We start from the raw sequence: 20,052 nt of genomic DNA, 5'->3' as shown, positions 1-20,052 counted from the left end.
GCGATGGGTGAATTCGAGCTGATCCGCCGTTATTTCTTTCCCATCGCCGAGGTCGGAAATGCCTCCTCGGTTCTGCTGGGCCCCGGTGACGACTGCGCCATTCAGCGTGTTGAGCCAGGCCTGGACCTGGTCTTTTCGGTGGACGCCCTGGTCGAGGGCGTGCATTTTCCCCACCACTACGATCCTGAAAAGCTGGGCTGGCGAAGCCTTGCCGTGGCTGCGAGTGATCTCGCCGCCATGGGGGCCGATCCGGTGTGTTTTACCCTCGCGTTGACCCTTCCCGATGCTGATCCAGACTGGCTGAGCGCCTATGCGCACGGACTGGCAAGTGCGGCGAGACGCTTTGGGCTGTCGCTGGCTGGCGGCGACACCACGCGTGGCCCATTGACCCTGAGCATGCAGGTTCACGGTACGGTACCGAAAGGTGGGGGCATCCTGAGGTCTGGAGCCCAGGTGGGGGATTACATTTGTGTTTCCGGAATGCTGGGAGAGGCAGGAGCGGCATTGGATCACCTTGAGAATGATGATCCCGGGCCGGACGTGCAGGCGGTCCTGCGAAGATACCACTTTCCAGAGCCCAGGCTGGTGCTTGGCAGGGCTCTTCGGGGGTACGCCACTGCAGCCGTGGATGTATCTGACGGCCTGGTGGCAGACCTGGGGCATATCCTTGAGGCCTCTGGAGTTGCGGCCAGTATCGATGCGAGTCGGCTGCCACTGTCGCAACACCTGAAGCGCCTTGTGGGCCAGTCTGCTGCTGGCCTGGCATTGAATGCCGGAGACGATTACGAGTTATGCGTTACGCTGCCTCCACAGGTTTGGGCTATCCTCCCCGAGGATGTCCGGCGTGAGTTGACCGTTATTGGCGAAGTCGTTGCCGGGGAGGGTGTGACCATTGACTGGGGGGATCATATCGAGAACCTCTCAGCGGGAGGATACGATCATTTCAGGAACTGATTCATGAGCAGCGACAATAACCTCCAGGAACCGGAATTCACTGAAGCACTACTGCCGCCAGGGTTTCTTCGTAATCCGGTCCACCTGTTGGCGTTTGGATTTGGCAGTGGTACCGCTGCCAGGGCGCCTGGTACCTGGGGCAGTCTCGCGGCGATTCCCCTCTGGTTCTGTTTTGCCTGGTTGCCGCCCGTCGCTTACTGGGCGATTGTCCTGCTGGCCTTCGTGGTTGGGATCTGGCTGTGTGGCAAGACGGCAGAAGATCTCAAGGTTCATGACCATGGGGGCATCGTCTGGGACGAATTTGTGGGCATGTGGATTGCGCTGGGGCTTTTCCCGGACAACATTTACGGCGTTCTGATGGCCTTCACATTGTTCCGGCTTTTCGACGTGCTCAAGCCCTGGCCCATCAGTTGGTTGGATGAGTATTTGCCGGGCGGGCTGGGTATCATGGTGGACGATGTCGTGGCGGGGTTCATGGCATTACTGTGCCTGCTCGCCATCGACCGGTGGTTGATGCCGATCATTGTCTGAACATCGTTCTGAGACTGGAGGACCGTCCAGATCAGTGGACCTGTTGCTCTTCCGGAAGAAGTCGCACAACATGCAGGAAACGTCTGAGGCCGGTTTCTGCGCGTTGTCGGGAGGCAAAGGGACCGCTGTCGAAGCCCTCCCGGGTAGTGAAATACCACTTGCTCCCGACGCAGAAGAACCGACTGCTTCGGAACGGTGCGGGGCCGTTTTCTCCGGACCGACGTTGGGTATCCATGTTGTCTCCTGAGCCCTTCGGTGCATTTGTGACACCGGGTGGGCGCTATTTCAATTCTCTGACTGTTTAAAATTAAATCAATTCCTGTCGAATTCAACATTTTTTTACATTTTTTGGGTAGACTTGATGCCTTCCTCGTAACCGGAGTGTCATCGGGTTACTGTAAACAGGCTGCATGTCTTGCCCTTGGCTCGGCCACTCTTCAAAATGCCTTTCAACCACAAGTGATTATCCGCCAGTGGACGCTGGCGAACAGCACAAGGATATAGCATGAGTATCTATCACGTTTTAGTCTTTTTCAAGAAAGTACAATTCGGTGCAATGGGCCTTGTTGCCATGGCTTTGCTCGCGGGATGCAGCTCTACCATGAGCAACGTCCAAACCTGGGAGGGTGACGCTGTGGATTCCTCGCAGGCCGCCGTTCTTGAATCCCCGGGCGAAATTCGGGTGCAGCAGGTGAATGGGCGCAAACTCGGTAATTTTCTAATGGATGACCTGGCCCTGAATTACGAGCTTTTACCGGGCGAAAATCAGGTTGTGTTTACCTATAAGACGATCTGGGCCAAGAGTGGCGTGGTGCGTAATGGCGAATCCAAAGTGCACGTCGTTGAAACAGCGCCCCAGGCCGTGATGATCAATGCGCAAGCGGGTGATACCTACCGTTTCAGTTTCGAGCCTCCCGCCAACAAGAGCGATGCCGAGGCGTTCGCCAACAATTTCACTGCTGATGTGGTTGATGGGTCCGGTAATGTTGTAGCCACCGCCAGCGCCTGGGATGGCCAGCCTGCCGGCACCCGAACTGCTGCAAGGGCCCCCGTCGGCTCTGGTGGCGAAGAAGAAAGTGTCGGAGGCGCGAGCGCCGACTCCGTGAGTACTCTGGGTGAGCTCAAGTCGCTTTGGGGTCAGGCCAATGAGGAAGAAAGGCGGGCGTTCCTGCGTTGGGCCTTCGAGTAATATGCAATCCTGATGGGCGGCGACTCTGTCTGCCGCTCGTCACTGCCGTTCAGTTGCGAAATCGCCTGAACGTTCTCCGTAGAACACCTTCCATGATGTTCAGTGCCTCGTCAGTCAGAGTAGGATGACTGTCAGGGTGCTCGCGCGCGTCTTCTTCATACGGCGGCAGAGTCTCGGCCGCCGACTCGATCGATTTCAGGCTGCTTTCAAGCAGTTCCGGCAGTGAGTCGCCGTCAGCCACTACGTCGGGGCACAGGGTGAAATTGATCGTCAGACTGCCCTGATAGCTCACTGCGACAATCACCAATCCCATACTGTCGAACAGGGGGGCGGAGTTGAACTGCCTCACCAACCGTGAACCTTGTAAGTACAGCGGCACTTGCGGCCCGGGTACATTGGTGATCGGAAGGTTGAATACCGGCTGATACCGTTGCGCAATCTGCAGTTCGGAATACAGTCTCGCGGAGAGTGCCAGCATGGTGGAGGGTAGGAGTTCTGTCAGCCTGTCTGCTGCAATGGCTTCACGGTAGGGCTCGGATTCCACCGCATTCCAGTGTATCCGCCGAATGCGTTCGGCCGGATTGGGCTCGGTGGTGGCCAGATCCAGTAACATGGCGGACATCTGGTTGCCGGTGGCCTTACGAAGGCTGCTTGAGCGCACGGAAATCGGTGTCATCGCTACCAGCGAGCGTTCCGTTGTGGCGTCACTTCTGGCCAAGTAGCGGCTTAGTGTTTCAGCGCACAGGCCGAGGACGACGTCGTTCAGGGTTACATCACCGAGTGCCGCCTTGATGGCCTTGAGCCGGGACAGATCCAGGCTGGCCGAAACGATCTTGCGGTTGGCGGTAATCTGGCGGTTAAACGGACTGTGAGGCGCGGAAAACAGGGGGAACGGCAGCGGCAGCTTTCGCATCTGTTTTTGTATGAGCCCGCGAGCAGTGGCTTCGGCGGCACTTATGGCGAGGGACGTCACTTGCAAGGGTTTGCGCAGCAGGTTTGCGCCGGTCTGGAGAATAACCCTTTCTTCCGACGGTTCCGGCTGCGGGTACCAGGGGCGCGGTGTTTCTATCGCTCTCGCTTTTGGTGAGTATTCCAGAAGTTTGCCAATGATTTCCTCGCCACTGAACGCATCAATGGCGGCATGATGCAGTTTTACGATGAGCGCGAAACTTTTGCTGTCTGCATCGTCGTCTAGTTGGAATCCGTCGACAAAAGTGATGTGCCACAGTGGGCGATCCCGTTTGAGCGGTTCTTCGAGAATTCGCGAGGCCAGTCCCATCAGGCTATCGACTTTGCCGTGGTTGCCGAGGTTCACATAAGCCAGGTGCCGCTCGATACTGAAGTCTGGATCGTCAATCCAATAGGGACGCCCCAGCCGCAGGGGTATTTCCTTCAGGCGCTGGCGGAAGAGGGGGACCACATGAAGCCGGCTTCGCAGATAAGCGACAAAGGTGCTGAAGGCCAGGGGGGTGTCGCGCTCCCGGGCATCAAAAAGATAGATGCCGCCAATGTGCATGGGGGCGGTTTCGGACTCCAGGTACAGGAATGAGGCATCCAGCTCCGACAGCTGCCGCATGGTTTGAGCTCCGTTCACAGGTTCTTGCGTGGGGGCAGTATAAACGACTGTGCCGCTATTCTGTTGGCTGTTTTGCCCGGGAGGCCTGTGTTGTGAAGTCAGGACTATTTTTGGCGGTCATTCAGGGTTGTAGCCAGGCGGCAATGTCTGGTGAGTCTCCGAGCTTTTCCCAGAACCACATCAGTGCCTTGCCCTGATCCTCGGCGTGGCGGGCCAGATGAAGCTGGATGGCCTGTCTGGGCTCATGAACCCTGAGTGCTTTCAGGCTGCCATCTGCTAGCTGGTCGCGTATGCGTGCTTCCGGAAGCCATCCGACCGCAAGGCCGGTTTTTTGCACGGCGATCTTCTGGTCGATATTGGCAACGGTCACGGTTCGCTGACGGCGGAATATGCCGGCGTGGCCAGGGGGCAAGGAGCGGGAAGTATCTGCAGCTACTGCAGCGGGGAAGCGAGCAATATCCTCCTCCTTTAATGGCTGAGAGGCCCTTGTCAGAGGGTGGTCCGGTGCTACTGCGTAGACGAACGTCATGTTTCCCAACGGTTTTGTGGTGAAAGAGCCTGCAGGTTTACTCACCTGATCGGCGCCCACAACCAGATCAATTCGTCGGCTTTGCAGCGCATCCCAGGAGCCGGCGAAGACTTCTTCTACCAATTGCACTTCCACCGGCACGCCGAGTTCGTAAAACTCTTTTACGGTGGGAAACAGGCACTCGGCCGGTAGCAGGGAGTTGAATCCGATTCGCAGTCGGGTTTCCCAGCCCTGGGCCACCTGGCGGGTGGTGTGGGCCAGGTTTTCAGCAGCTTCCAGCAGGGTGCGGCCCTCTTCCAGCAGATAGCGCCCGGCTGGGGTAAGGGCTGCTCGGTGGCCGGTGCGGTCGAAGATGGCGACGTTGAGGTCTTCTTCGAGCTTCTGGACGGTGTAGCTGATTGCCGAAGGGACGCGGAAGAGTTCGTTGGCGGCGCCGGCAAAGCTGCCTTTGCGGTCGATGGCATCGAGGACTTTGAGGGCGTCTATGGTGATGGCTGTGTGCATGTTCGAATTATCTGAATGTGTTGGCCAGAATTGATTGTTTGAGAGCGTAGCAGGGTGGCCGGTATTCTTCCTGTTAAAGATTTAAGGCTTATTCAGAAATTTGAAGGCTCGGAGTCAGATCGCAGCCGCCTTCTCAAAACATCAGGTTCAGGAGTATAGGGTTATGGGACTTCTCGTCGACGGCAAATGGCATGATCAGTGGTACGACACCTCGAAAACCGGCGGCAAGTTTGAGCGTGAGTCCGCCCGGTTCCGGAACTGGGTCACGGCGGATGGCTCGCCGGGGCCCGCTGGGGAAGGTGATTTTACAGCGGAGTCGGGCCGGTATCACCTGTATGTGTCGATGGCGTGTCCCTGGGCCCATCGAACGTTGATTTTCCGGGCACTGAAGGGGCTGGAGAAGCATATCTCGGTGTCGGTTGTGCATCCGGATATGCTTGAGAGTGGCTGGGAGTTTCGGCCGGATGAAGAGGCGCATCGGGACTCGGCCAATGGTAAGCGCTTCATGTACGAAGTATATCTGAAGGCGGCGCCCGATTATTCCGGGCGGGTGACGGTGCCGACGCTGTGGGACAAGGAAAGGCAGACAATTGTCAGTAATGAATCGGCGGATATTATCCGCATGTTTAACTCGGCATTCGATGGGCTGGATGGCGTTCGGAGTGATCTGGATTTTCACCCTGAAGAACTTCACGGTGAGATCGATGAGGTGAACGAGCGGGTTTATCACACGGTGAACAATGGTGTTTATAAGGCCGGATTTGCGACGGCCCAGGATAAATACGAAGAGGCGTACGGGGCGTTGTTTGAGTCTCTTGATTGGTTGGAGGATCGCCTTTCAGAACAGCGTTATCTGGCTGGCAATCGGTTGACTGAGGCGGATTGGCGGTTGTTTACCACGTTGATTCGGTTCGACGCAGTGTATTTCAGTCACTTCAAATGCAATCGTCAGCGAATTGCGGATTTTCCGGCGCTCTCCGGGTACCTGCGGGATCTCTATCAAGTGCCTGGTGTGGCGGATACGGTGGATATTCGGCAGATCAAGCGGCATTACTACGTCAGTCAGCGCACGGTCAATCCGACGCAGATTGTACCGGTGGGGCCAAGGCTGGATTTTACATCGGCCCACAACCGGGAAGCGCTGGGGCCTGATTTTGAGGGCTAGGGCTGTTTGGGGATGATCAGCTGACCCGTGCGACCGCCACTTCGGTCAGTAGCGTAAGCGCATCCCGGTGATCAGATTCGGGAATGTCTTTCAGGCAGTCGAGGGCTGCCTGGGCTTCTGCTTTCGCGCGTTCCATGGTGTATTCCAGTGCGCCCGAACGGTTCACGATATCGAGGATACTGGGTAGGTCCTCCAGTCCACCTTTGCGGACAGCCTGCCGTATGAGCTGCTTCTCATCATTACTGCCGTTGGCCATGGCGTAAATCAGTGGCAGGGTGGGTTTGCCCTCGGCCAGGTCGTCGCCAACATTCTTGCCCATGGCTTCCGCATCGCCGCGATAATCCAGTACGTCGTCCACCAGTTGGAACGCCAGGCCCAGGTGTTTGCCATAGGCGCTCATTGCCTGCTCCTGATCTTCCTCTGCGCCTGCCAACAGCGCGCCGGTGTGGGACGCTGCTTCGAACAGCATGGCGGTTTTGTTGTGAATCACTTCCATGTACTTGTCTTCGCTAACGTCCGGGTTCTTAACGTTCATCAATTGAAGGACTTCCCCTTCGGCAATCACGGCCGTGGCGTGAGAAAGCACGTCCATGATTTTCAGATTTTGGAGCTCCACCATCATCTCGAAGGCCCGGGCGTAGAGGAAATCACCTACCAGTACGCTGGGTGCGTTGCCCCAGCGGGCATTGGCGGTGCTGCGGCCGCGGCGCATGTCTGAGGTGTCCACCACATCATCGTGCAGGAGCGTCGCGGTGTGCAGGAATTCGATGACCGCAGCCAGCTTCAGGTGATCGTCCCTTTCATAGCCCAGCGCGCGGCTTGAAAGTAATGCCAGCAATGGTCTCAGGCGTTTACCGCCGCTTTCAATGATGTACTGGGCGATTTTTTCGACCAGGGGAACGTCAGATGAAAGCCGTTTGATGATCAGATCGTTGACGCGGCTGAAGTCGTCCGCGACGGTGTCGTAAATACGCTGCGCTGTCATTCGGCTGGTCCGATCCCTTGTCTGGTGTTTTCGTTGGAAAAAATAGGCGGGTGCCGCAATGCTAGGTATTGCAGTGATCGGTGTCAACTTGGCTTGTAAAGCGGTGGCGGTTTTCGTACAATCACGCGCCCAACTCATCCCAACCTGCGCTCCCTGCTATAGGGTTGCCGAAGCGCTTCCCTTAGAACCAGGTGGATAAGAGCAGGGATGGGTCAATCGCGGAGAACGTTAATGTACGCAGTTATTGTTAGCGGTGGTAAACAGCACCGTGTAAAAGAAGGCGAAACTCTGAAGCTGGAAAAGCTGGAAGTGGAAACAGGCGGCAACGTCGAGTTTGACCGCGTTCTGCTGATCGCTGATGGTGAAAAAGTTCAGGTTGGTGCACCGGTTGTTGATGGTGCCAAAGTGACTGCGGAAGTGGTTAGCCACGGCCGTCACGACAAGATCCAGATCATCAAGTTCCGTCGTCGGAAGCATTCCATGAAGCGTCAGGGCCACCGTCAGTGGTTTACTGAAGTCAAGATCACGGGTATCCAGGGCTAAGACCCTCGAGTAACCCCTTAGATAAGGAGGCTTGTAATGGCTCATAAAAAGGCAGCAGGTAGTACCCGTAACGGTCGCGATTCCGAGTCGAAACGACTTGGTGTGAAGCGCTTCGGCGGCGAGACTGTATCCGCGGGCAGCATCATCGTTCGTCAGCGCGGCACCCGTTTCCACCCGGGTCACAACGTTGGCCTTGGCAAGGACCACACGCTGTTTGCAACTGCAAACGGACAGGTCTTGTTTGAGGTAAAGGGTCCGGAGAACCGTAAGTTCGTGAGCATCGTTCCGGCTGCGTAAGCAGCGGCGATCTCGGGTTCTGTCGAACCTTCGGTGGCCCTGATATGATTTGATATCAGTGTCACCTGGAGCCCCGCATAGCTTCCATGAGGCTGCGGGGCTTTTTAGTTTATGCGCAGGGCGCAAAGGGTTGATTGATGAAGTTCGTAGACGAAGCCACCATCATTGTAGAAGCGGGCAAGGGCGGCCACGGTTGCCTGAGTTTCCGTCGTGAAAAGTACGTGCCCAAAGGCGGACCCGATGGTGGTGACGGTGGCGACGGCGGCTCTGTATACCTGGAGGCCGACAGTGCGCTCAATACACTGATCGATTACCGGTTCCAGCGTAAACACAAAGCCGAGAATGGTCAGCCAGGCTCCGGCCGCAACTGCACTGGCATCAAGGGCGACGACCTCGTGTTGCCGGTGCCGGTAGGCACCACGGTTGTGGATATGGACACTCATGAGGTTCTGGGTGACCTGACCCGTGCCGGTGAGCGCCTGAAGGTGGCTCAGGCCGGTTTTCACGGGCTGGGTAACACCCGCTTCAAGTCCTCGGTCAATCGCGCCCCGCGTCAGACCACAAAAGGCTCCGAGGGTGAGCTTCGCAATCTGAGGCTGGAGCTGAAAGTGCTGGCGGATGTCGGTCTTCTGGGTATGCCCAATGCCGGTAAATCTACCTTTATCCGTTCCGTATCAGCTGCTCGCCCGAAAGTGGCGGACTATCCCTTCACCACTCTGGTGCCCAACCTTGGCGTGGTCAGCGTGCAAGCTCATCAGAGCTTCGTTATTGCTGATATTCCGGGCTTGATTGAAGGCGCGGCGGAAGGCGCAGGGCTGGGAATCCGTTTCCTCAAGCATCTGGTGCGCACACGCTTGCTGCTGCATCTCGTGGACGTGGCGCCTTACGACGGTTCTTCGCCAGTGGAAAGCGTACGTGCCATTGAGCACGAGCTGGAAAAGTTCAGCGAAACCCTCGCCAGTCGCGAGCGTTGGCTGGTTCTGAACAAAGTAGATATGGTCTCTGAAGAAGACCGTGAGGCCCACTGCCAGGCCATCATCGATGAACTTGACTGGAAAGGCCCTGTATTCAGCATTTCTGCACTCAGCGGCGAGGGCACCAAGCCGTTGACTCAGGCCGTCATGCGCTGGATCGAAGATCAAGCCCAGGAAGAAGCGGAGAACCCCGAGTTCGCCGAGCGCGAAGCCGCACGCCGCCGGAAAATGGACGAAGAGGCGCGAGCGAGAATCGAAGCCGAGCGGCAGATTCGCCGCGAAGCCCGTCAGGATGACGATGATGACGACGACTTCGATGACGATGATTACGACGTTGAGGTGGTCTACGCTCCTGAATAGTGGAGTAGCGCCGGCTTGTCCATGGATCGAGTTAGCATGAGCAAAAGAATACAGCTACGCCAGGCTCGACGCCTGGCAGTTAAAATAGGAAGTGCGCTGCTTACCAATGATGGCAAAGGGCTTGATACAGCCGCGCTGGGCCTTTGGGTAGACCAGATTGCAGAGCTGGTCACTGCTGGCGTTGAAGTGGTGGTGGTGTCATCCGGCTCTGTGGCCGAAGGCATGAGCCGGCTGGGCTGGACAGTTCGCCCTGAGCAACTGCATGAGCTTCAGGCTGCCGCCGCCGTTGGTCAGATGGGGCTGGTGCAGACCTGGGAAGCCCAGTTCAAGCGACATGATTTGCACACCGCACAGGTCCTGCTGACCCACGACGACCTGTCTGATCGCAAGCGCTACCTCAATGCCCGCAGCACCTTGAGAGCGCTGCTCGATGTCGGCGTAGTACCCATCGTCAACGAAAACGACACCGTCGTTACCGACGAAATCCGCTTCGGCGACAACGATACCCTGGGTGCATTGGTTGCCAACCTGATCGAAGCTGATGGTTTGATCATCCTCACCGACCAGCTCGGCCTGTTTGACAAAGACCCTCGCAAGAATCCCGACGCCCAGCTGGTTGATGAGCGCCGCGCCAGCGACACCGAACTCGACGCCATGGCCGGTGGCGGTGCTGGTGTATTGGGCCGCGGTGGAATGCAAACAAAGGTCCGCGCCGCTCGCCTGGCTGCCCGATCTGGCGCCTTCACGGTCATCGTCGGCGGCAGAATCGAGAAAGCTATCTCTCGCTTGCGCGACGGCGACAGCATCGGCACCCTGTTGCTCCCCGAGCAGGGTCGAATTGCCGCCCGCAAACAGTGGCTTGCCAGCCATCTACAGACCCGCGGCAAGCTCACCCTCGATCAGGGTGCTGTCAACGTCCTCTGCCGCGGTGGTCGCAGTCTTTTACCGGTTGGCGTAAAAAGCGTTTCCGGCCAGTTCCGCCGGGGTGAAATGGTCTCCTGCGTGGACGACAACGGCAAAGAAATCGCCCGCGGCCTGGTCAATTACGATGCGGACGAAGCCAGAGCCATCGCTGGCCGCTCCAGCAACCGGATAACTGAGGTTCTGGGCTATATCTCAGACGAAGAAATGATCCACCGCGACAACATGGTGATTGTGTAGGCGGATAAGATAATCAGCAGGCACAAAAAAACCGGCCCATTAGGCCGGTTTTTTCATTCAGGTTCCGAAGAAGCGTTACGCGCTCTTCAGAGCCTTGATGCGGGCGCTCAGACGGCTCTTCTGACGAGCAATCTTGTTCTTGGCGAACACGCCCTTGTTAACCATGCTGTCCATAATCGGCTGAGCCTTCTGGAAAGCCGCGTGTGCTTCTTCTGGCTTGCCGGCCTCAATGTTGGCCTGGACCTTCTTGATGTAAGTACGCGCCATGGAACGCAGGCTGGCGTTGTGCTTGCGGTTCTTCTCGTTCTGACGTGCGCGCTTCTTGGCTTGCGGGGTATTTGCCACCGTATAACTCCTGAGATCTGTGAAATCCGAAATTCGTGTGAAACGATTCGTAAAAATCGCGGGCGCGCCAAAACCAGCGCGTCGAAATAAATGACGCGGAACTATGCCGCCAACGCCCCAAAATGTCAAGGCTCAACGCTATTTCATCCCGGTATCTCCGGCCCCTGTGGTAAACTCGCCGCTCATCGCCGGAGAGTCCCGTGAAGGCCCTAAGGAATTACCGAAATATGGCCTCCTACATCCCGGATACATCCAGAAAATACCGAACCATTGTCCAGGCCAAGAATGTCGTCCGAACCTGAGCAGACAGAAACACCAAAGGCTTTGCCCAAACCGCCAGGGCTGTTGAGGTCATCTGGAGTCGTTGGCTCAATGACGATGCTGTCGCGAGTTCTCGGTTTGGTCCGGGATATGGTGATTGCGCGTTATTTTGGTGCCGGGGCGGGCGCCGACGCGTTCTTCGTGGCCTTCAAAATTCCAAACTTCCTGCGTCGTCTGTTTGCCGAAGGTGCCTTCGCACAGGCCTTTGTACCGGTGCTTTCCTCGTATCGGCAGCAGGAATCCATCACTGAAGTCCGGCGTTTGGTTAATGCGGTCGCAGGCGTCCTTGGGTTGGTGCTGTTGGGCGTGACGGCAGTTGCCATGTTGGGGGCGCCGCTTCTGACCGCGGTGTTTGCGCCAGGTTTTCTGGATGACGACCTCAAGTTCGGTCTGGCCAGCGATATGCTGCGGATTACCTTCCCGTATTTGCTGCTGGTCTCCTTGACGGCGTTTGCGGGCAGTATTCTCAATAGCTACGACCGCTTTGCCGTTCCCGCGTTTACGCCAGTGTTGCTCAATCTGGCGATGATCAGCGCGGCCATATTCCTCTCACCCCTGATGGAAACGCCTGTCATCGCTTTGGCTTGGGGAGTGTTTATCGCCGGGGCGTTACAGCTGTTCTTTCAGTTACCCTTCCTGATGCAGTTGGGATTGATGCCGCGGCCAAGAGTGGATTACAAGCACGAAGGGGTCCGTCGCATCATGAAATTGATGGTGCCGGCGTTGTTCGGGGTTTCTGTCAGCCAGATCAACCTGCTTCTGGACACGGTTCTCGCGTCGTTTCTGCAAACCGGCAGTGTGTCCTGGCTCTACTACTCGGATCGCCTGTCGGAGTTGCCCCTGGGCGTATTCGGTATCGCCATTGCCACGGTGATTCTTCCCAGTCTGTCCCGCAAACACGCAGCGGAATCGGCCGGCCAGTTTGCCGCAACCCTGGACTGGGCTGTGCGGGCGGTCCTGCTTATCGGTCTGCCTGCCGCGTTGGCCCTGGCTCTTCTGGCTGAGCCGTTGATTGCTACGCTGTTCCACTACGGAGAAGTTACCGATCGCGACGTAACCATGGCGGCCCAAAGCCTGCGAGCATATTCCGCCGGACTGCTGGCATTCATGTTGATCAAGGTGCTGGCGCCGGGGTATTTCGCACGGCAAGACACCAAGACGCCGGTCAAAATTGGCATTATCGCGATGGTGGCCAACATGGTATTTAACCTCGCGCTGATCTTCCCGCTCGCCCACGCGGGGCTGGCGTTGGCGACATCCCTGTCCGCATGGCTGAATGCCACTCTGTTATGGCGTGGCCTGATTCGGGAGGGCGCCTGGAAATGGCAGCCCGGGTGGGTCCGGTTCATGATCCAGATCGGGCTTGCTAACGCGGCTTTAGCCGCTGTCATCCTTTGGTTGCAGCCGCCGGTTGGCCAGTGGTTGATGGCCGGCGGTCTCCAGCGGGCCACGGATATGGGTATTCTCGTAGTCTCGGGCGTCGCGGTGTACTTTATTGTGTTGGCAATGACCGGGGTTCGGGTAAGACATTTTCGCCACAGGTAGGTTATAATCGCGCGTTTTCTCACCAGTGAAACCACACACCGCTGGCAAACAAGGGTTCGCTTTACATGCGTCTGATCCGGGGCCTGACCAACCTGAAAAGCCTTTCGCAGCAGGACGAAGCTCCGCTCGCGAACGGGTGTGTCGCCACCATCGGGAACTTCGACGGGGTTCACCTTGGGCACCAGACCATCATTGACCAGGTTCATGAAAAAGCACTGGAGCTCGGCGTGCCTTCCGTGGTGATGGTCTTTGAGCCCCAACCCCGTGAGTTCTTCCAGGGCCGTGAAGCTCCGCCAAGGTTGATGCCGTTCCGGCAGAAATTCGAATCGCTGTTGGCGTCTGGCATCGACTTTGTACTCTGCCTGCGTTTTAACGAGCGCTTCCGGAGTTACTCTGGTATGGGCTTTATTGAGGACGTTTTGATAGATGGTCTCGGTGTTCGCCATCTTGTGGTGGGGGACGATTTTCGTTTCGGTTGCGACAGGGCCGGCGATTTTTCGCTGCTGCGGGAAGTGGGCGAGCAACGCGGATTCACGGTGGAGAATACCCGTACCGTGACGGTGCACGGCGAGCGTGTCAGCAGCACCCGAATTCGAGGTGTGCTTTCAGAGAACCGGATCAACGACGCCGAGGATTTGCTGGGGCATCCTTATCGCATTCGAGGGCGAATCGTTTATGGCCGCCAGTTGGGGCGGCAGATTGGCGCGCCCACGGCGAACATTCTGTTACCTCATATGCCTGCGCTGAAAGGGGTCTACGTGATAAGCGCTACCCTTGAGGACGGCCGTGTTCTGGACGGCGTTGCCAACATTGGTCTGCGCCCCACAGTGGACGGTAAGCAGCCGTCCCTGGAAGTGCACCTGTTTGACTTTGCTGGCACACTTTATGGCCAGCGCCTTGATGTGGTTTTCCGCCATGCCCTGCGGGACGAGGTGAAATTCGACTCGGTGGATGACCTCAAGGAGCAGATTGCCCGTGACTTTGACAATGCGCGGGCGTGGATTGCAGGCCATGGCTCCTCAGCCACCGGACATTGACCGACATTTAACAACCTGAGCTACGCACCATTACCATGAGCGACTACAAGCACACTCTGAATCTGCCTGAAACCGCCTTTCCCATGCGCGGTAACCTGGCCAAGCGCGAGCCGGACATGCTCCAGCGCTGGCAGGACCTGGACGTATACGGCAACCTGCGCAAGCAGCGTGAGGGGCGGGACAAGTTCATCCTCCATGATGGCCCTCCCTACGCCAATGGCAGCATTCATATCGGTCATGCGGTCAATAAAATCCTCAAGGATATGATCGTTAAATCCCGCAGCTTCATGGGTTACGACGCGCCTTATGTGCCGGGCTGGGACTGCCATGGCTTACCAATTGAGCACAAGGTGGAGCAGGAGATTGGCAAGGCGGGTGTGAAGGTGGATTACAAGACCTTCCGTCAGGCCTGCCGTGACTACGCTACCAAACAGATCGCCGGCCAGAAGGCCGATTTCATCCGCCTTGGGGTGATGGGTGAATGGGAAAAGCCGTACCTGACCATGGATCCGAAGGTCGAGGCGGGCATTGTGCGTGCTTTGGGCAAGATAGTCGCAAAAGGCCATCTGGTGCGCGGGTTCAAGCCGGTGTACTGGAGCGTGGTCGGTCAGTCTGCACTGGCGGAAGCCGAAGTTGAGTACCAGGACAAGACGTCAGTACAGATCGATGTGCGGTTCACGGTCGTAGACCAGGCGCGCGTGTTCGACCTGTTTGGTACCGACAAGGGCAAGGGTGATGTGTCGGTTGTTATCTGGACGACTACACCCTGGACCATCCCCGCAAACCAGGCTGTTTCGCTGCACGCTGAGCTGGAATATGCTCTGGTACAGACCGATACCGGACATGGACAGGAGCGGATGATCCTCGCAGCCGACATGGTGGACGGCATCATGTCGCGTTGGGGTGTTGAGAACTATGAGGTACTGGCGGCTGTACCGGGCGCCACGCTGGAGAAACTGAATCTGCATCATCCGGTGTATGACAAGCAGGTGCCGCTGATCCTGGGCGACCATGTGTCCACCGATGCTGGTACCGGCGCCGTCCATACGGCCCCGGATCACGGCGTGGAAGACTTTGAAGTGGGCAAGGCCTACGGTATTGATACCATCAGCCTGGTCAAGGCCGATGGCACCTATACCCAGGCCGCCGGTGAGTTTGCCGGGGTGCATGTGTACAAGGCGGACGACCCCGTGTGTTCCGCTTTGGAGCGCGAGGGCAAGCTGGTTCGGGCGGAGAAGTTCAGCCATAGCTACCCCCACTGCTGGCGTACCAAAACACCACTTATCTACCGCGCCACTCCTCAGTGGTTTATCAGCATGGACAAGGAAAGCCTCCGTGACGACGCACTGGAAGCTATCAAGGGCGTGCGCTGGGTGCCTGCCTGGGGCCAGAACCGCATCGAGGCCATGTTCAGGCAATCCCCGGACTGGTGTATCTCACGACAGCGCACATGGGGTGTGCCGATCACACTGTTTATCCACAAAGAAACACAGGAGCTGCATCCGGATACCCAGAATCTGATTGAGGCGGCAGCGAAGGAAATCGAAAAGGGCGGTATTGACGCCTGGTACGACATCGACGCCACCGAACTGCTGGGCAGTGATGCGGATCAGTATGAAAAGGTGATGGATACCCTGGACGTCTGGTTTGATTCCGGAGTAACCCACGAATCCGTGCTGCGTCCCCGCACCGAATTAGGTCAGTTCCCGGCGGATATGTACCTGGAAGGCTCTGATCAGCACCGTGGCTGGTTCCAGTCGTCCCTGAAAACCTCCATTGCGATGAACGGCGTGGCGCCGTATAAGCAGGTGTTGACCCATGGCTTCACCGTCGATGGTAAGGGCCGCAAGATGTCCAAGTCCCTCGGCAACGTGATCGCGCCCCAGGAAGTGATGAACGAGCTGGGTGCCGATATCCTGCGTCTCTGGGTGTCCGCGACCGACTACAGCGGTGAAATGACGGTTTCCAAGGACATCCTCAAACAGACTGCGGACGGTTACCGTCGTATACGGAATACCGCCCGCTTCCTGCTCAGCAACCTCACCGGTTTCGATCCGGAGCAGCATGCCGTTGCGCCAGAGGATATGATCGCGCTGGACCGCTGGATGGTCGACAAGGCCCTGCAGCTGCAGACGGAGCTGCATGAGGATTATCAGAATTACGCGTTCCTGCGCATCTACCAGAAGGTGTACAACTTCTGCGAGGCCACCCTGGGCGGGTTCTATCTGGATATTATCAAGGATAGGCAATACACCACTCAGGCCGACAGCCGCGAGCGCCGCTCTTGCCAGACGGCCCTGTTCCATGTGGCGGAAGCGCTGGTGCGTTGGATTGCGCCGATCCTGAGCTTCACGGCCGATGAAATCTGGCAGCACCTGCCCGGTAAGCGTGGCGATACCGTGTTCTACGAAACCTGGTACGAAGGCCTGACGGCGCTGCCGGACAACGCTGAACTGGGCCGTGATTACTGGAGCCGTATTTACAGCGTTAAAGAAGCGGTGAATAAGTGCCTGGAAGAGGTTCGTGGCCGGGGAGAGATAAAAGGTTCCCTGAGTGCGGAAGTGACGCTCTACTGCGAAGGCGACCTTGCCAAGGATCTGCAGTACCTTGGTGAAGAGTTGCGCTTCGTGTTGATTACCTCGGAAGCTACGGTGGCGCCGGTCTCTGATGCCGATGGGGCGGAATCGACATCCTACGAGGGGTTACTTGTGAAAGTAAATCCGGCCGGACACGCCAAGTGTGAACGCTGCTGGCATCATCGAGCCGATGTCGGTCAGAGTGAGCAGTACAGCGATCTGTGTGGTCGTTGTGTGACTAACGTGGAAGGGCAGGGCGAGTCCCGCTCGTTTGCCTGATGGAAGTCGCCTTGTGGAAAGCGTAATGAACAATACGGAAGAAACCGGCTCCAAGCTCCGCTGGCTCTGGCTGGCGGTGCTCGTTATCGTGCTGGACCTTGGCAGCAAGGCCGTAGCTACGGCCATGCTGACGTACGGCAATCCGGTACCGGTAATGCCACTGTTCAATCTGACGTTGCTGCACAACACCGGCGCGGCGTTTAGCTTTCTGGCCGGCGCCGCAGGTTGGCAACGCTGGTTTTTTGTCTCCCTGGCACTGGTGGTCAGCGTAGTACTGGTTGTATGGCTGAAATCCCTGCGGCGCCATGAAACCTGGTCGGCGATTGCCATCGTATTAATTCTCGGTGGGGCGCTGGGTAACGTTTACGACCGCGTTGTTCATGGCTACGTGGTCGACTTCCTGCATTTTTACTGGAACGACTACCATTTCCCTGCCTTTAACATCGCCGATACGGCCATCACCATTGGTGCTGCCATGATGATTCTGGATATTTTCCGCAAGCCCCGGGAACCGGATGCGGACAACAGGAGCGACAATCGCTGATGAAAGAACTTCCCGTAGATCAGGGCACACGCGTTACGCTTCATTTTGCGTTGAAGTTCAGTGACGGTGAGATTATTGATTCCACTTTCGAGAAAGAGCCGGCAACGCTGGAAATTGGTGACGAGAACCTGCCGGAAAATTTTGAGGCCTACCTGATGGGTATGATGGCGGGCGACAGCAATAGCTTCGAAGTACCTCCTGAAAAGGCCTTTGGGCAGCATAATCCGAGTAACGTGCAAACGTTCAAGCGGAGTGAGTTCAGCGCGGACATGGTGCTTGAAAAGGGGGTTATGATCTCATTCGCGGATGCGCGTCAGAGTGAGTTGCCGGGCGTCATTAGCCGTGTGGAAGGGGATCAGGTTGAGGTAGACTTTAATCACCCTCTGGCGGGGCGTACACTGACATTCGAAGTGGAAGTTATTGATGTGGAGCCTGTTGGCCGGGCCCATTAACCGCATTTCGGTCTTCCCAAAGGCTTCCGCAAACTTGTTTGATATCTCAGGGCAATTCTATGCAAATCCGACTCGCTAATCCTCGTGGCTTCTGTGCCGGTGTCGACCGCGCTATCGAAATAGTGAACCGTGCCCTGGATGTCTTTGGTGCGCCCATCTACGTGCGCCATGAAGTGGTGCATAACAAGTTTGTGGTGGACAACCTGCGCAACCGCGGCGCGATCTTTGTGGACGAGTTGGAAGAGGTGCCGGACGACAAGTTAGTAATTTTCAGTGCCCACGGTGTGTCCCAGGCGGTACAGAATGAAGCCGCGCGCCGGGGGTTGAAAGTGTTCGACGCAACCTGTCCGCTGGTGACCAAGGTTCACCTCGAAGTGATGAAGTACAGTCGCGATGGGCGCGAATGCATCCTCATCGGCCATCATGGCCACCCGGAAGTGGAGGGGACCATGGGACAGTACGACCATGGTAATGGCGGTGATATCTATCTGGTTGAAGACGAGAAAGACGTTACTGAGTTGTCGGTAAAAGATCCCTCCAAGCTGTCCTATGTTACTCAAACCACGCTGTCCATGGACGATACAGCTCGCGTTATTGACGCCTTGCGTGCCAAGTTCCCCGAAATCCAGGGGCCTCGCAAGAATGACATATGCTATGCCACCCAGAACCGCCAGGATGCCGTAAAACAGCTGGCCGGTGACTGCGATCTGATGCTGGTCGTCGGTTCTCCGAACAGTTCCAACTCCAATCGCTTGCGGGAGCTCGCTGAGCGTATGGGAACGCCTGCCTATCTGATTGACGAGGCTTCACAGATTGAGCCGCAGTGGTTGGAGGGAAAAACCTCAATTGGCGTAACGGCCGGTGCATCAGCGCCGGAGGTGTTGGTGAATGATGTGATTGCGCGGCTCCGTGAACTGGGAGGGGAGCTGCCGCAAGAAATTGCCGGGCGAGAGGAAAGCATTGTGTTTTCAATGCCCAGGGAGCTGCGAATTGATGCAGTGGAGGTGTCCTAAGCTCGTTTGAATTGGATATGTATTACCCGACCGGAAGATTGCCTCAGTAGAACCGTGACTTCGATTTGTGAACTTGGTCACGATCACGCCCCGAATATAACCACTTGTCTACAGATTTTATGCCACTCGTCGTTTCGAAGTAGTGTGGCGTTCTCGTGATCGATATTGTGATGTTGTCTGATGTAGAGGCCCGCTATGCAGAGTTCCAAAGGTTTTACTCTTATAGAGTTATTATTAACGATTACTATTCTCGCGATCATCCTCGCGTTTGCAGTGCCCTCATTTGTGAACATGATTGAGAATAGTCGTGTGACCACGCAATCCAATACGCTGTTGGGTGCCGTTAATTTTGCACGAAGTGAAGCGGTAAAGCGCGGTATTGCTGTGTCCGTTCAAAACGAACCGGGTGGCTTTGTTGATGGCTGGTGTGTTATTTCCGGCGACCTGAGCGGTTGTCAGAATGCACGAGATAATTCCCTAATGTTACGTGAGTTCCCGGCGCTGGAAGGGGTCACTGTGAACCAGGCTGGTGTCGCCGGTATAACGTTCGATGCGAGAGGGTATCAGGTTGCGCCGGGAGCAAACGCGCAAATTGAACTTGAGCCTCCCACGTGTATCGCCGGTGAAAATCGTATGCGGGTCGTATCCGTGTCGGTGGCGGGGCGAGCGTCTGTGGACTTGCAGGCATGTAATTGAGGGTTTGAAGAATGAAAAGAGACTACTGCTATGCGCAGCCTGGGGTCCACGCCGGCATCGCCCTGATTGAGGTTTTGGTTGCGGTACTCATACTTGGTGTCGGCTTGCTTGGCATGGCCGCCATGCAGGTCCAATCCAGTCAAATGACCAATGGGGCGGAACAGCGAACTCAGGCGGTTTTGCTGACGGCGGATATTATGGACAGAATCCGCTCAAACAGGGTTAATCGTGCAGACTATGATGGGCTCGAGGTTGACCCGGATGATACCGCATGTGCGACGGATTTTGCCCCCAATGCAGCTGCTTCAGTCAGTGCTAACGACATTGCGGAGTGGTCCAATCTTGTTGTTTGTTTGCTTCCGGAAGGTTCTGCAACGGTAGCGGTCAACAACGCGACAGGAGAAGTCACCGTAACAGTGGATTGGGTCAAGCAGGATCCTGATGGTGCTGCGGTGAACCTCAGGACGGTAATTTAA

At 56.8% G+C, this 20,052-nt stretch carries 21 protein-coding genes; 16 read left to right on the top strand and 5 right to left on the bottom strand.

Annotated elements, in window-relative coordinates:
- Positions 1-3 precede the first annotated feature (3 nt).
- Both thiL and R1T46_RS20835 read left to right on the top strand, forming a co-directional pair.
- Positions 4-954, top strand: coding sequence for a thiamine-phosphate kinase (gene thiL, locus R1T46_RS20840; protein WP_317306907.1), 951 nt, complete (start codon positions 4-6; stop codon positions 952-954).
- A gap of 3 nt (positions 955-957) precedes the next feature.
- Positions 958-1,485 carry a phosphatidylglycerophosphatase A gene (locus tag R1T46_RS20835; protein WP_286750032.1) on the top strand — a complete coding sequence of 176 codons (528 nt, stop codon included), beginning with the start codon at positions 958-960 and terminating at the stop codon, positions 1,483-1,485.
- 31 nt (positions 1,486-1,516) lie between these two features.
- On the opposite strand, the gene R1T46_RS20830 is transcribed toward R1T46_RS20835, so the two are convergent.
- Positions 1,517-1,720: a DUF6316 family protein gene (locus R1T46_RS20830; RefSeq protein ID WP_027830997.1), complete on the bottom strand. Its 204-nt coding sequence runs from the start codon at positions 1,718-1,720 to the stop codon at positions 1,517-1,519.
- A 270-nt stretch (positions 1,721-1,990) separates the two neighbouring features.
- Between R1T46_RS20830 and R1T46_RS20825 the strand changes: the two genes are divergently transcribed.
- Positions 1,991-2,674, top strand: coding sequence for a DUF2057 family protein (locus R1T46_RS20825; protein WP_317306906.1), 684 nt, complete (start codon positions 1,991-1,993; stop codon positions 2,672-2,674).
- A 49-nt stretch (positions 2,675-2,723) separates the two neighbouring features.
- On the opposite strand, the gene R1T46_RS20820 is transcribed toward R1T46_RS20825, so the two are convergent.
- On the bottom strand, positions 2,724-4,250 hold the full coding sequence (locus R1T46_RS20820; protein ID WP_317306905.1) for a wax ester/triacylglycerol synthase family O-acyltransferase: 1,527 nt from the start codon (positions 4,248-4,250) through the stop codon (positions 2,724-2,726).
- A gap of 121 nt (positions 4,251-4,371) precedes the next feature.
- Positions 4,372-5,283 carry a LysR substrate-binding domain-containing protein gene (locus tag R1T46_RS20815; protein ID WP_317306904.1) on the bottom strand — a complete coding sequence of 304 codons (912 nt, stop codon included), beginning with the start codon at positions 5,281-5,283 and terminating at the stop codon, positions 4,372-4,374.
- A gap of 163 nt (positions 5,284-5,446) precedes the next feature.
- Here R1T46_RS20815 and R1T46_RS20810 point away from each other — a divergent pair, with 163 nt between their 5' ends.
- Positions 5,447-6,448 carry a glutathione S-transferase family protein gene (locus tag R1T46_RS20810; protein ID WP_317306903.1) on the top strand — a complete coding sequence of 334 codons (1,002 nt, stop codon included), beginning with the start codon at positions 5,447-5,449 and terminating at the stop codon, positions 6,446-6,448.
- 16 nt (positions 6,449-6,464) lie between these two features.
- Here R1T46_RS20810 and ispB read toward each other — a convergent pair whose 3' ends face one another.
- A complete protein-coding gene (ispB, locus tag R1T46_RS20805) occupies positions 6,465-7,433 on the bottom strand; it encodes an octaprenyl diphosphate synthase (protein WP_317306902.1) in 969 nt (322 codons plus the stop codon).
- A 231-nt stretch (positions 7,434-7,664) separates the two neighbouring features.
- On the opposite strand from ispB, the gene rplU reads away from it, so the two are divergent.
- From rplU to proB, 4 genes are all read left to right on the top strand, one after another.
- On the top strand, positions 7,665-7,976 hold the full coding sequence (rplU, locus tag R1T46_RS20800) for a 50S ribosomal protein L21 (protein WP_036203642.1): 312 nt from the start codon (positions 7,665-7,667) through the stop codon (positions 7,974-7,976).
- Positions 7,977-8,012: 36 nt separating this feature from the next.
- A complete protein-coding gene (rpmA, locus tag R1T46_RS20795) occupies positions 8,013-8,273 on the top strand; it encodes a 50S ribosomal protein L27 (protein ID WP_317306901.1) in 261 nt (86 codons plus the stop codon).
- 137 nt (positions 8,274-8,410) lie between these two features.
- A complete protein-coding gene (cgtA, locus tag R1T46_RS20790) occupies positions 8,411-9,607 on the top strand; it encodes an Obg family GTPase CgtA (protein WP_041335389.1) in 1,197 nt (398 codons plus the stop codon).
- A 36-nt stretch (positions 9,608-9,643) separates the two neighbouring features.
- On the top strand, positions 9,644-10,768 hold the full coding sequence (gene proB / locus R1T46_RS20785; RefSeq protein WP_317306900.1) for a glutamate 5-kinase: 1,125 nt from the start codon (positions 9,644-9,646) through the stop codon (positions 10,766-10,768).
- Positions 10,769-10,843: 75 nt separating this feature from the next.
- Here the strand turns inward: proB and rpsT are convergent, their stop codons facing one another.
- A complete protein-coding gene (gene rpsT / locus R1T46_RS20780) occupies positions 10,844-11,113 on the bottom strand; it encodes a 30S ribosomal protein S20 (RefSeq protein ID WP_036203653.1) in 270 nt (89 codons plus the stop codon).
- Between the two features lie 285 nt (positions 11,114-11,398).
- On the opposite strand from rpsT, the gene murJ reads away from it, so the two are divergent.
- The 8 genes from murJ to pilV all read left to right on the top strand — a co-directional run bounded on the left by murJ (position 11,399) and on the right by pilV (position 20,052).
- A complete protein-coding gene (gene murJ / locus R1T46_RS20775) occupies positions 11,399-12,979 on the top strand; it encodes a murein biosynthesis integral membrane protein MurJ (protein WP_317306899.1) in 1,581 nt (526 codons plus the stop codon).
- A 65-nt stretch (positions 12,980-13,044) separates the two neighbouring features.
- The gene (gene ribF, locus R1T46_RS20770) at positions 13,045-14,016 is read left to right on the top strand and encodes a bifunctional riboflavin kinase/FAD synthetase (RefSeq protein WP_317306898.1); all 972 of its coding nucleotides are present in this window, start codon (positions 13,045-13,047) and stop codon (positions 14,014-14,016) included.
- Positions 14,017-14,051: 35 nt separating this feature from the next.
- Positions 14,052-16,871, top strand: coding sequence for an isoleucine--tRNA ligase (ileS, locus tag R1T46_RS20765; protein WP_317306897.1), 2,820 nt, complete (start codon positions 14,052-14,054; stop codon positions 16,869-16,871).
- A 25-nt stretch (positions 16,872-16,896) separates the two neighbouring features.
- Complete coding sequence (gene lspA, locus R1T46_RS20760) at positions 16,897-17,415, top strand: signal peptidase II (RefSeq protein WP_317306896.1); 519 nt, start codon at positions 16,897-16,899, stop codon at positions 17,413-17,415.
- Positions 17,415-17,867, top strand: a complete 453-nt coding sequence (gene fkpB / locus R1T46_RS20755; protein WP_317306895.1) for an FKBP-type peptidyl-prolyl cis-trans isomerase — start codon at positions 17,415-17,417, stop codon at positions 17,865-17,867. The genes lspA and fkpB overlap by 1 nt, the downstream gene beginning before the upstream one ends.
- A 59-nt stretch (positions 17,868-17,926) precedes the next feature.
- On the top strand, positions 17,927-18,880 hold the full coding sequence (ispH, locus tag R1T46_RS20750) for a 4-hydroxy-3-methylbut-2-enyl diphosphate reductase (protein ID WP_317306894.1): 954 nt from the start codon (positions 17,927-17,929) through the stop codon (positions 18,878-18,880).
- Positions 18,881-19,075: 195 nt separating this feature from the next.
- Positions 19,076-19,576, top strand: coding sequence for a GspH/FimT family pseudopilin (locus R1T46_RS20745; protein WP_317306893.1), 501 nt, complete (start codon positions 19,076-19,078; stop codon positions 19,574-19,576).
- Between the two features lie 11 nt (positions 19,577-19,587).
- On the top strand, positions 19,588-20,052 hold the full coding sequence (pilV, locus tag R1T46_RS20740; protein WP_317306892.1) for a type IV pilus modification protein PilV: 465 nt from the start codon (positions 19,588-19,590) through the stop codon (positions 20,050-20,052).

This window comes from Marinobacter salarius (assembly GCF_032922745.1).
Taxonomy (GTDB): Bacteria; Pseudomonadota; Gammaproteobacteria; order Pseudomonadales; family Oleiphilaceae; genus Marinobacter.
Note: the sequence above shows the minus strand (reverse complement) of the source record. Positions and strands in the feature narration are given on the sequence as shown.